The following is an 11,423-nucleotide window of genomic DNA, read 5'->3' as shown; positions in this document are numbered from 1 at the left end:
TGTAACCCGCTGTTCCTGTGATTTCACGCCAGGGGCGTCACCTGTCCGGATTCCAGCCGGTACAGCGCGCCGGTCACGGTGAGGCGGCCCGACCCCATGAGGGGCTCCAGGGCGTCGTCACGGGTGAGGGCGGAGACGGTCCTGGCGACCTGCTCCCGGACGGTCTCCTCGACCGGGTCGCCGCCTCGTCGAGCCGCCGCCTCGTAGGCGGGCCTGAGCGTCTCCACCAGGCGATCGAGGTGGCCCGGCGGGCGGATCCCGTCGCGCAGGGCGTGGACGGCCGCCGTGACCGCGCCGCACCGCTCGTGGCCGAGGACCACGACCAGCGGGGTGGCCGACTCGATCGGGCCGTACTCGGCGGAGGCCAGCACCAGGTCGTCAAGGGATGCCGCGCCCGTGCGGACGGCGTACAGGTCGCCGATCCCCTGGTCGAAGACGGTCTCGGGCGGCACCCGTGAGTCGATGCACGACACGACGGCGGCGAACGGCCGCTGGGCGGAGGCGACCCCGCGTCTCCTGCCCTCGCTGGAGTCGGGATGGACCGGACGTCCCGCCGCCCACCGCCGGTTGCCCGCCATCAGCCGCGCCCACGCCTGGGCTCCGGTCAACGTCCGGGCGTCGTCGCGGGGGGCGGCCCCGCCGGTGTCGTGGGCACACGCCGTCAACGTCGTCAGGGCCAGGGCGAGCGCCGCCCTTCTGGTCCACACCTGTTCCATACCGGTACATCGGCGGGGCGGGCGGGACGGGAGGTGCCAATGCCCTAGCGGCCGAGGCCCGCCTCCCGTGCCCTGACGATCGCCTGGGCCCGGTCGGCGACCTGGAGCTTGGCGAAGACGTTGGACACGTTGTTGCGGACGGTCTTGGGCGACAGGTAGAGACGGGCCGCGATCTGCGGGTTCGGCAGGCCCGCCGCGATCAGGTCGAGGACGTCGCGTTCGCGGGAGGTGAGCTGCGGGAACGGCTCCGTCTCCGCGGGCGGTCCCGCGGCGGCCAGGAGCGTGAAGTAGCGGGTGACCCGGGCCGCGAGGGCCGGACCGAAGATCGCTTCCCCGTGGGCGACGGCGGTGATGGCGCGCAGGATCTCCTCCTGGTCGGCGCCCTTGACGAGGTAGCCGCGGGCCCCGGCCAGCATGGCGGCGAACACCGACTCGTCGTCGTCGTGCATGGTGAGGGCGAGGATCCCCGTTCCCGGACGGGCGGCGACGATCCTGCGCGTCGCCTCGATGCCGTCCAGGCGGGGCATCTGCAGGTCCATGACGATCACGTCGGGGGTGAGTTCGGCGGCGCGTTCCACGGCCTCCTGGCCGTCCGCGGCGGTGCCCACGACCTCGACCTCGCCGGTGGAGGCCAGCATGAGGCGCAGGCCGTCGCGGTAGACGGGATGGTCGTCGGCGATGAGTACACGCGGGCCGGTCATGCCGCTCCTTGCTCGGGGGTGGCCCCCATCATCGCAGGCAGATCGGCCCGTACGCGGGTCCCGCCGCCGGCCACGGCCTCGATGAGGCAGCTGCCGCCGAGCTCGGCCGCGCGCTCGCGCATGGCGACGATCCCGACGCCGACCAGGGCACCGGCGGGGACGCCCCGCCCGTCGTCGGTGATCTCGGCGCGGATCGCGGTCTCCGTGCGGGCCAGGACGACCGTGCAGCGGGTGGCGGCGGCGTGGCGGGCCACGTTCGACAGCGCCTCGCCCACGATCCGGAAGACCGCGACCTCGACGGCCGCGGGCAGCCCGGCCGTGTCGCCGTCGGCGGTGACCGTGACGGCCAGGGCGCCGCCGCCGAACCTGGCCGCCTGCTGCCGGATCGCGCCCAGGAGCCCGAACTGGTCGAGGGCGGGCGGCCGCAGGTCGTGGACGAGCCTGCGGACGTCGCCCAGGACGGTCGTCAGGTCGGCGCCGACCTCGGTGAGGGTCCGGTCGGCCCGCTCCGCGTCGCGGCCCGCGAGGTTCCTGGCGGCCTGGATCTTCAGCCCCGCGGCGGCGAGCGAGGGCCCGAGCCCGTCGTGCAGGTCCCGGCGGAGCCTGCGCCGCTCCTCCGCGATGCCCGTCACGAGCCCCTCTCGGCTACGCTGGAGTTCCTCGGTCAGCGCCGTGGCCCGTACGGCCGCCGCGGCCTGCCTGACCACGTCGGCGAGCAGCCGCTGGTCCTCCTCCGACAGGCGGGTGCCGCGCCGCGGGACCAGGGCGAGCCTGCCGATGGCGGCGTCGCGGTAGCCGAAGGGGAGCACCACGGCGTCCGCTCTGGCCGTGCCCTCCTCGACGATCAGGGTGGTGCCGTCGGCGCGGTCGAGCTCCACCCGCACATAGGGCGACCGGTAGGCGGCGGCGACGCCCCGCGCGGTCTCCTCCAGCAGGTCCTCGGGGCCCGGTGACTCCTCCAGCCTCCGGGCGAGGGCCGAGACGACCTCGTAGGGGTCGCCGCGGCCGGTGAGGAGCCGGTTGACCAGCCGCTGGAGCCGCACCCTCAGCGGGGAGTAGAGCACCGCGACGACCCCGGCCGCGGCGACGCCCGCGACCCGGTCGCGGACCAGGGACTGGACGGCGACGAACACGGCGAGGTCGATCGCGACGACGGCCGCGGCCAGGACCGCGTACAGCAGGGTCCAGCCGAGCAGCAGATCCACGTCGTACAGCCGGTACCGGGTGATCGCGATGATCGCCGCCGCGGACAGCAGCATGTTCTCCAGGACGAAGACGACGTCCCAGGTGCCGGCGGGCATGTCGGGGAAGGAGATCGCCAGGACCACGAACAGCAGGTTCGCGATCAGGGCGAGGAGCATCCAGCGCCGCTGGGCCCGCCCGGCGCCCCCGGCGGCGCGGTAGCCGCTCACGAAGACGGCGATGACCAGCAGCGCCCCGGTCACGAAGGCGATTCCGAAGAGCCGGTCGGTGAGGGGCGTCGCGATCCGGTCCAGGCCCGGCGGGGTGAACGGGTCGAGCTCGAAGCGGGCCAGGGCGGGGTGCGGGACGACGCCGGGCTCGGTCTGGGCCTGCCAGGGCAGGGTGAGGACGGAGCCGATGGCCACGCTGATGAGCGTCAGCCCGATGGCGGCGAGGATCCGCTGGCCGAGGCGCCTGGGCAGGCCGTCGGGGAACAGGACCATCAGGGCGGGGATGGCGAAGTGGACCAGGGGCCCGAACCGGCCGCCGGTGATGATCGCCGCCCAGGTGAGGGGCAGGTCGCCGTCGTGGGAGAGGAGAGAGTAGGTGGCGTAGCAGGTGCCGAGCGCGGCGAGGACCGAGCTGGCGCCGCAGGCGATGAGCAGCCAGGTCAGCCAGTGCCGGGGCATCCGCACCGCCAGGACGCTTCCGGGCAGGAGCAGGCTCAGCCCGGACAGCGCCGAGCCCCAGTAGCTCCAGTCCAGCGGGCCGGGGATGGTCCGGCCGTCGTTGAGGTGGTCGGTCCAGGCGGCTCCGGCCGTCGCGGCGAGGCCGAGCAGCCCCAGGACGATGGCGAGGGAGCGCAGGATCCGGTCGGTTCTCATGCGGTGAACGCCTCCGTGCGGGCGGGCAGGGCGGCGGTCACGCGGGTGCCGCTGCTGGGGGCGCGGGTGAGCCGGCAGGTGCCGCCGAGTTCCTCGGCGCGTTCGCGCATGGCGACGATGCCGACGCCGAGATGGGCACCCGCGGGCAGACCGCGGCCGTCGTCGGTGATCTGGAGGCGGAGGGTCTCGCCGTCGTGGACGAGGTCGACGGTGCAGCGGGTGGCGCCGGCGTGCCGGGCGACGTTCGCGAGGGCCTCGCCGACGATCCGGTAGGCGGCCACCTCGACGGCGGCGGGCAGCCCGGACAGGTCTCCGCTGGCGTGGACGGTGACCGCGTCGAACCCGGAGGCCTGCTGCTCGATGGCGCCGAGGAGCCCGAACTGGTCGAGGGCGGGCGGCCGCAGGTCGTGGACGAGCCTGCGCACGTCGGCCAGGACATCGGACAGGTCGGTGCCGACCTCCTTCAGGGTGGCGTCGGCGGCGGCCGGATCGCGGCGGGCGAGGTTCCTGGCGGCCTGGATCTTCAGCCCGGCGGCGGCCAGGGCGGGCCCGAGGCCGTCGTGCAGGTCCCTGCGGAGCCTGCGGCGCTCCTCGGCGATGCCGGTGACCAGCTCCTCCCGGCTGCGCTGGAGCTCCTCGGTCAGGGCCGTCGCACGGGCCGCGGCGGCGGCCTGCCTGACCACGTCGGCCAGCAGCCGCTGGTCGCGGTCCGACAGCCGGGCGCCGAGCCGTGGCACGAGGGCGAGCCGACCGATGGGGGTGTCGCGGTAGGCGAAGGGCAGCACGACCGTGTCGGGGCGGGTCTCCCCCTGTTCGACGATCATGGTGGTGCCGTCGGCACGGTCGAGCTCGACCCGCACGTAGGGCGACCGGAACGCGGTGGCCACGCCGCGGGCGACCTCGGCGAGCAGCTCGTCGGGGCCGGGGGTCTCCTCCAGCCTGCGGGCGAGCGCGGAGACCACGTCGTAGGGCTCTCCCCTGCCGGTCAGGACCCGGTGGACCAGCCGCTGGAGCCGGACCCGCAGCGGTGAGTAGAGCACCGCGACGACCCCGGCGGCGGCGACCCCGGCGAGCCTGTCCCCGCCGACGAGATGGCCGACCCCGACGAAGACCGCCAGATCGATCGCCACCACCGCGGCGGCCAGCGAGCCGTAGAGCAGGGTCCAGCCGAGCAGCAGATCGGCTCCGTACAGCCGGTAGCGCAGGACGGCGACGACCACCGCCGCGGTCAGGATCAGCTGTCCGGCGAGAAAGGTGTAGTCGAGGGTGACGGGGGCGAATCCGGCGGCCTTGACGACCTGGTCCAGGACGATCAGCAGGACCTGGGCGACGACCCCGAGCAGCAGCCACCGCAGCTGGGCGCGCCGGATCGGATCGGAACCGGCGAACCTGCGCGCGAAGGCGGCGATGCCGGTCAGGAACGCCGCGGACGCGATGACCCCGACGACGATCATGAAGTGATCCCAGACCGCGTCCGGGAGGTCCACGGCGAGCGGATCGAGCGTGATCGAGTCCAGCCCCGGGACGCTCTCCGGCGCCCCGGTCTGCACGGCCACGAACGTCTGCCAGGGCACGATCGCCAGCAGGACCGGCATGGCGGCCAGTCCCGTCACCGCGACGGCCGCCGGGATCCGCCACCGCGGCGAGGGCAGTCGCCCGTCGGGGAAGAACAGCAGGAGGATCGGCCAGGTCAGGTCCTGGAGCGGGCCGGTCCTGGCGCCGAGGAACACCGCGAGATCGGCCAGCGGCAGGTCGCCGTCGCGGGCGATGGCCAGCGAGCCGTAGGCGCAGCAGAAGCCGTCCTCGGCGGCGGCGAGGCCGCTGAGGATCAGCAGCCAGGCGATCGGGTGGCGCGGCAGCTTCGCGGCGATGAGGGTCCCCGCGGCGCAGAACGCGACGCCCGGCACGGTCGAGCTCCAGTGCGCCCAGTCCAGCCACCGTGATCCGGGGGCGTCGCCGAGGAGGGCGTCGGCCCAGAATCCGCCCGCCAGGGCGATGACGGACAGGACCGTCGCGGTGGCCGCGAGGGAGAGCAGGACCCGGTCGAGCCGGGGGGCGGGGGGTCGCACCGGGACAGCGTGGCATGGGGCGAGGTGTCCCGTCGCGGGAGCGGTGTCCCTTTTCCGGCCGGGACAACGTCCTCGGATGTCCCCGATCCGGCGGGGGACCTTTCGGGGCCCCGTGCTCCCTGGTGGCCTGGGACGCCGCCCCCCGAACCTGGGAACACGGCCGTGGCGGCAGGGAGCCGCCGGCCACGAGGGAGTGAGGCGAAGATGTCGATCCGGGTGGAACGCAGTGAGGTCGGTCCGGGGGTTCCCGGTGCGAACGGCGGCCCGTCGGCCGCGTTCGTGCGGGCGGTCGGTGCGCTGCTGGTGATCGGCCCGATCTCGTGGGGCGTCGGGGTGGCCGTCGATCTCGACGGCTACGACGACGAGAAGATCTACGTCGCGGACATGATCAGCGGCGTGCCGTACCTGCTGGGGCTGGGCGCGCTGTGCGCGCTGGTGCTGGCCTGCCGGGCGACCGGGGACCGCAAGGGGCGGGCGTTCCCGATCATCCCGATGGCGCTGTTCCCGCTGGCGATGGCGGTGAACCTCGGCTCGATCCCCTACGAGACCTACGAGGACCTGCCGACGTGGGTGAACGTCCTGGACCCCGCCTGGCCGCTGTCGCAGATCGGCATGCTCGCCTCGGCGATCGCGATCATCAGGGTGGGCCGCTGGCAGGGGGCGGTGCGGTGGCTTCCGCTGGCCGGTTCGCTCTGGCTGGTGGCGGGCATGGTCGGAAAGATCGCGCTCGAGGGGGCGGCGGGCACGCTCGTGTTCGTCCTCTGGCTGATCGCGACCTACTCCACTCTGGGTGTGCTCCTCCTGGTGCGTCCCGGTGCCGTAGATTCGCGTATGTGACGACGAAGACCTCCCGGCCCGTGGGGGAACTGCTGCGCGGCTGGCGCGACCGGCGCAGGTGGAGCCAGCTCGATCTGGCGTCGCGGGCCGGGGTGTCGACCCGGCACCTCAGCTTCGTGGAGACCGGCCGGTCGCGGCCGTCGCGGGAGATGCTGCTCCGCCTGGCCGACGAGCTGGAGGTTCCGCTGCGGGAGCAGAACCTGCTCCTCCTGGCCGCGGGGTACGCCCCCGTCTACACCGAGACCCCGGTCACCTCGGACGCGCTGGCGACCGTCATGGACGCCGTCCGGCAGGTCCTGACGGCACACGAGCCCTTCCCCGCGGTGGTGGTCGACTGCCGCTGGAACCTGGTCGACGCCAACGCGGGGGCCCGGCTCCTGACCGACGGCGTCGATCCGGACCTGCTGGACAACGTGATGCGCGCCACCCTCCATCCGGAGGGACTGGCGCCGCGGATCGTGAACCTGGGCGAGTGGCGGGCGCATCTGCTGTCGACACTGCGCCACCAGGTCGTCCATCTGGGTGACCCGTTCCTGGCCGAGCTGCTCAAGGAGCTGACGGCCTATCCGTGCGACCAGCCGGAGCTGCTGCCGCCCGCGGGCCAGATCGTGGTGCCGCTGCGGCTGCGGTACGGCGACGGCGAGCTGGTGTTCTTCTCCACCCTCGCCACGTTCGGCGCTCCGATGGACATCACGGTGGCGGAGCTGGCGATCGAGTCGTTCTTCCCCGCCGACGCCGCCACCGCGCACGCCATCAGGGGTGCAGGAGGACTTTGACCGCGCGCCGCTCGTCCATGGCCCGGTAGGCCTCGGCGGCCTCCTCCAGCGGCAGCTCCAGGTCGAAGACCCGGCCCGGGGTGATCTCGCCCGACAGGACGTCGGGGAGCAGCTCGGGGATGTAGCGACGGGCGGGCGCGACTCCCCCGGCGACGCTGACGTTGCGGATGAACAGTTTGCGGATCGGCATCTGGGACCCGCCCGCGGTCGCGCCGACATAGCCGACCCGGCCGCCCGGACGGGTGCAGTCGACCGCCTGCTCCATGGACTCCTTGGTGCCCACGCACTCCAGGGTGACGTCCGCGCCGATCCCGCCGAGCAGTTCGGTGACCCTGGCGGCGCCCTCCTCGCCGCGCTCGGTGACCAGGTCCGTCGCGCCGAAGTCCAGCGCGAGCTTCTGCCGGTCGGGGTGGCGGGACATCATGATGATCCGGATCGCGCCGAGGCGGCGGGCGGCGATGACCGCGCACAGCCCGACCGCCCCGTCGCCGACGACCACGACCGTGCTGCCCTCGGTGACGCCGCCGGAGAAGGCGGCGTGGTGACCGGTCGACATCACGTCGGACAGGGTCAGCAGGCCGGGCACGAGCGACGGCTCGAACGCCTCCCGGACGGGCACGAGCGTGCCGTCGGCGTGCGGGACGCGCACGGCCTGGCCCTGGCCCCCGTCGATGGGCCCCGCGGCGTCGGAGCTGCCCCACCAGGCGTGGTTGACGCAGGAGGTCTGGACGCCGTTCCGGCAGTGCGCGCAGACGTTGTCGCTGATCGAGAACGGGGCGATGACGAAGTCCCCCGGCCGCACCGACCACACGTCGGTCCCGGTCTCCTCGACGGTCCCGACGAACTCGTGGCCGATGCGGTGGGGCTCCTCGACGGGCGAGACGCCCCGGTAGGGCCACAGGTCGGATCCGCACACGCAGGCGGCGATGACACGGACGACGGCGTCTCCGGGATGCAGGATCCGGGGATCGGGCACGTCCTCGACCCGGATGTCCCGTACGGCGTGCAGAAGCGTGGCGCGCATGATCCTCCCCCGAAGTTCACCTACCCGTCCCGGCCAGGCTACGCCGGGTCGGCCGGACCGGAGGTCAGCGGGTGCTCCTCGACGGCGTAGCGCCGCACGTAGGCCGACAGGAACGCCTGGATGCTGGCCCCGGCGGGCAGGGCCAGGATGGCGCCGGCGGCGCCGAACAAGGCGGCTCCTGCCACGACGAGCCCGAACGCGACGGCCGGGTGCATGTCCATCGACCGGGCGGTGATCTTGGGCTGGAGGACGTAGTTCTCGAACTGCTGGTAGGCGATGATGAACAGCAGCACCCACAGGGCCGTTCCCGGCGACTTGGCGAGGGCGACCAGGACGGGCACCGTCCCGGCGATGTAGGTCCCGACGGTCGGGACGAACTGGGAGACCAGCCCGACGAACAGGCCGAGGGTGATGGCGTTGGGGACTCCGAGGAGCTGGAGCGCGCAGGTGTGGGCGAGGGCGGAGACGGCGGCGAGCAGGGCGCGGGAGTAGAGGTAGCCGCCGGTCTTGTCCACGGCGATCTCCCAGGCGCGCAGGACGTCGCGCTGGCGGCGGGGCGGCAGGAACGCGCAGACCGTCCGGCGGAAGCGGGGCCCGTCGGCGCAGAGATAGAACGTGAACAGGGCGAGCCCGAGCCCCCTGAACAGCACGCCGATGGCATGCGTGCCGATCCCCCACACGTTTCCCGCGATCTGCGACAGATGGCCGGAGGCGATCGACTGGAGCTGGACGAGCTGCCGGGTGATGTCGCGCTGCGACAGCGTCGCGTTGAAGGTCTCGTTGATCCAGCCGACCCCGCTCTCGGCGTACTGCGGGGCGTTGTTGACGAGGTTGGTGACCTGGTCGAACAGCAGGGTGCCCATGAGGGTGACGAAGACCGCGACGGTGCCGAGCAACAGCAGGAAGATCAGCCCGGTGGCGGCCCCCCTGCGCAGGCCGCGCGCCTCCAGCCGGTTGACCGCGGGTTCTATCGCGAAGGCCAGGAACAGGGCCAGCAGGATGAGCGTCAGGAGCCCCTGGAGGCGCTCCAGCGCCCAGAGACCGGCCATGAACGCCAGGATCATCGCTCCGGCCAGCGCGAACCCGCGCGGCAGCCACCCCGGCATCCGTTCCCCCACGGTCCCCGACCGTAGACCGCGGGCGCGGCCGAGCCCCGGATCGACACTCGTCTACGCCGTGCGCGCTGAAACCTGTTCGGCCGGGGTGGCCACAGTCACAGGCGAACTCTCCCAAGATGCGCAAGGATGTTCCTCTTGCGCGGAATGAGCGCGCGGGGTGGGACGGCCACGGGGGCCGGGGAAGGACACGGGGTGAATCGCAGACTGTTGCGGGTGGGCGTGCGGCTGCATCCGGACAAGGGGACGTTCCGCGTGCACGATCTCGGCGCGGACCCTTCGGGATTGCAGGCACCGCCGCCGCCCGGCCAGCACCTGGTCAGCGTCGGCTACGACCAGATGTGGATCGGAAGCCTCCAGGACGACGTGGAGATCACGCTCCTGCTCGAGGAGTGGGACGCCGAGCCGCCCTCCACTCCGGGCCCGTGGGACGAGGAGGCCTTCACCGAGCTGTACCTGCGCGGCGCCATCGCCGTGGGAACGGCCACGGGCGAACCGGTGCTGCACGGCGTGCGCCTCGCGGCCGGAGTCGGCCGCTACCACGTGGCGATCAGGGCCCGGCACCGTACGGAGATCGCCCGCCTGTACGACGACCTGCTGGACCGCTTCCGCGACACCTTCAGCGCGGAGTTCCAGGCGGCCCTGCGGGAGCTGCAGGGCATCGAGCACTACCTGGTCCAGCTCTGGCCCGCGCAGCCGACGGGCCCGCAGCGGATCGTCCCGGATCTGCCCATCTGATCGCGGTCACCTGACGCTTCGAACGGGGCGGGCTCCTGCGGGAGCCCGCCCTTCGCCCGTTCCAGACCTTGCCGTCAGTGCGGCAGCTCGTCGGCGACCCCGGCGAGATCGGGGGCCGACAGGGTGAAGCCGCGTTCGCCGAGGACGGCGACGGTGGCGTCGGCCTGGCCGAGGTGGCGGGTGCAGGCGCGGTCGAGGTAGGCCTCGACGAGGCGGGCGTTGACGAGACGGCCCCGGCCCGGCAGGGACGCCAGGTCGCGGCGCAGGACCGGCCAGGCGTCGTCGGTGAGGCCGACGTAACGCTCCTCGGCCAGCAGGGCCAGCAGCGCGACCCGGGTCTCGTTCTCGTCGAGGTCGGGCAGGCGCACGGTCCTGAAGTCGGTGACGAGCTCCGGATGCTGCCCGCGCAGTTCCTCGTAGCGCCCCGGCGTGCAGGAGGCGACGAGGGTCGTCTCGGTGACGCCCTCCGCGCGGACCCGGTAGAGGGCGCGGGCGTAGGCCGGTCCCTGGCCGTCGTCGAGGATCAGCTCGTCCAGGCCCTCGAGCAGGACGGTGTGGCCGCCGTGCTCGGCGAGCAGCGCCTCCAGCCCCTCGGGCCCGCGGTCGCGGATCTCCTCCAGGTGCAGGGTGCGGACCCGCTCGTCACTGAAGTCGACCTCCGCGAGCGCGCGGGCGACGATGCGGGCGAGCCTGCGCTGTCCGCTGGAGGGCGCCCCGACCAGCAGGACCGCGGGCGCCGACGCGCTGGAGACCTCCTGGCCGCGCAGCTGACGCGCCCACTTCCCGCGCCGCCGCACCTCGGTGACCATGCGCTCGACGTCGTCGGTCCCGCACAGGAACCGGATCGAGTACAGCTCGACGATCTTCATGCCCGTGGGCCGTCCCTGCCCGCCCTGGACGGGCGGCGCCTGGTCCGGAGCGCCCGCGGGCCGCTGGGCGTCGTCGGGCCGCCAGGGCTGCACCGGCTCGGGCGGCGCGGGCTGGTTCTGCGCCGTCCAGGGCTGCACGGGCGGCTGGGCGTCCTCAGGCCGCCACTGCGGGACCGGCGCCTGCGCGGAGGACTCGTTCTGGGCCCCCCAGGGCTGGACGGGTTCCGTTCCCGGCGCGTTCTGGGGATTCCACGGCGCGACCGGCGGAGGGCCGTCCGGCCGCCAGGGCTGGACCGGCTCTCCCCCGGGGGCGTTCTGGGCGCCCCACGGCTGGACCGGCTCGGCGGGCGGGGCGCCCTGCGGCGCCCACGGTTCGGTGGCGGGCCGCTGGCTGTCGGGCCGCCACGGCTCGGCGGCGTGACCGGCAGCGGGAGCGGCGGTGTTGCTCGCGCTCCAGGGCCGGACGGGCTCGGCGGCGGGCGGGGCGGGGGCGGCGCCGCCCCGTGAGGAGG

10 protein-coding genes are annotated in these 11,423 nt (G+C 73.7%); 3 read left to right on the top strand and 7 right to left on the bottom strand.

What is annotated here, in order from left to right; all coding sequences use genetic code 11:
* Positions 1–23: 23 nt before the first annotated feature.
* Genes ABD785_RS34770 through ABD785_RS34755 form a run of 4 tightly spaced genes read right to left on the bottom strand, consistent with a single transcriptional unit; the run spans position 24 to position 5,552 of the window.
* Positions 24–716, bottom strand: a complete 693-nt coding sequence (locus ABD785_RS34770) for a carbonic anhydrase (protein ID WP_344837090.1) — start codon at positions 714–716, stop codon at positions 24–26.
* 44 nt (positions 717–760) lie between these two features.
* Complete coding sequence (locus ABD785_RS34765) at positions 761–1,417, bottom strand: response regulator transcription factor (RefSeq protein WP_344837086.1); 657 nt, start codon at positions 1,415–1,417, stop codon at positions 761–763.
* Positions 1,414–3,483 (bottom strand): sensor histidine kinase, encoded by a 2,070-nt coding sequence (locus ABD785_RS34760; RefSeq protein ID WP_344837083.1) that lies wholly within the window; start codon positions 3,481–3,483, stop codon positions 1,414–1,416. The genes ABD785_RS34765 and ABD785_RS34760 overlap by 4 nt, the downstream gene beginning before the upstream one ends.
* Positions 3,480–5,552, bottom strand: a complete 2,073-nt coding sequence (locus tag ABD785_RS34755; protein WP_344837081.1) for a sensor histidine kinase — start codon at positions 5,550–5,552, stop codon at positions 3,480–3,482. Before ABD785_RS34755 ends, ABD785_RS34760 begins: the two co-directional genes overlap by 4 nt.
* 204 nt (positions 5,553–5,756) lie before the next feature.
* Here ABD785_RS34755 and ABD785_RS34750 point away from each other — a divergent pair, with 204 nt between their 5' ends.
* Positions 5,757–6,389, top strand: a complete 633-nt coding sequence (locus ABD785_RS34750) for a hypothetical protein (RefSeq protein ID WP_344837078.1) — start codon at positions 5,757–5,759, stop codon at positions 6,387–6,389.
* A complete protein-coding gene (locus tag ABD785_RS34745) occupies positions 6,386–7,165 on the top strand; it encodes a helix-turn-helix domain-containing protein (RefSeq protein WP_344837075.1) in 780 nt (259 codons plus the stop codon). Before ABD785_RS34750 ends, ABD785_RS34745 begins: the two co-directional genes overlap by 4 nt.
* On the opposite strand, the gene ABD785_RS34740 is transcribed toward ABD785_RS34745, so the two are convergent.
* A complete protein-coding gene (locus ABD785_RS34740) occupies positions 7,143–8,189 on the bottom strand; it encodes a zinc-dependent alcohol dehydrogenase family protein (RefSeq protein ID WP_344837073.1) in 1,047 nt (348 codons plus the stop codon). The two genes, ABD785_RS34745 and ABD785_RS34740, sit on opposite strands and share 23 nt — an antisense overlap.
* Before the next feature lie 38 nt (positions 8,190–8,227).
* Positions 8,228–9,307, bottom strand: a complete 1,080-nt coding sequence (locus tag ABD785_RS34735; protein ID WP_344837071.1) for an AI-2E family transporter — start codon at positions 9,305–9,307, stop codon at positions 8,228–8,230.
* 192 nt (positions 9,308–9,499) lie between these two features.
* Between ABD785_RS34735 and ABD785_RS34730 the strand changes: the two genes are divergently transcribed.
* A complete protein-coding gene (locus tag ABD785_RS34730) occupies positions 9,500–10,042 on the top strand; it encodes a hypothetical protein (RefSeq protein ID WP_344837068.1) in 543 nt (180 codons plus the stop codon).
* Between the two features lie 74 nt (positions 10,043–10,116).
* Here the strand turns inward: ABD785_RS34730 and ABD785_RS34725 are convergent.
* The coding region (locus ABD785_RS34725; protein WP_486303553.1) for a hemerythrin domain-containing protein at positions 10,117–11,423 on the bottom strand (1,307 nt) is incomplete at its 5' end.

Origin of the sequence: Actinocorallia longicatena (assembly GCF_039534125.1) — a bacterium.
GTDB lineage: Bacteria > Actinomycetota > Actinomycetes > Streptosporangiales > Streptosporangiaceae > Actinocorallia > Actinocorallia longicatena.
The sequence above is the reverse complement of the archived record's forward strand: the minus strand, read 5'-3'. Positions and strand labels throughout refer to the sequence as shown.

Excerpts from the sequence above, each read along its gene's own strand:
- ABD785_RS34770 (WP_344837090.1), bottom strand. The coding sequence starts at position 716 with ATGGAACAGGTGTGGACCAGAAGGGCGGCGCTCGCCCTGGCCCTGACG.
- ABD785_RS34765 (WP_344837086.1), bottom strand. The coding sequence starts at position 1,417 with ATGACCGGCCCGCGTGTACTCATCGCCGACGACCATCCCGTCTACCGC.
- ABD785_RS34760 (WP_344837083.1), bottom strand. The coding sequence starts at position 3,483 with ATGAGAACCGACCGGATCCTGCGCTCCCTCGCCATCGTCCTGGGGCTG.
- ABD785_RS34750 (WP_344837078.1), top strand. The coding sequence starts at position 5,757 with ATGTCGATCCGGGTGGAACGCAGTGAGGTCGGTCCGGGGGTTCCCGGT.
- ABD785_RS34740 (WP_344837073.1), bottom strand. The coding sequence starts at position 8,189 with ATGCGCGCCACGCTTCTGCACGCCGTACGGGACATCCGGGTCGAGGAC.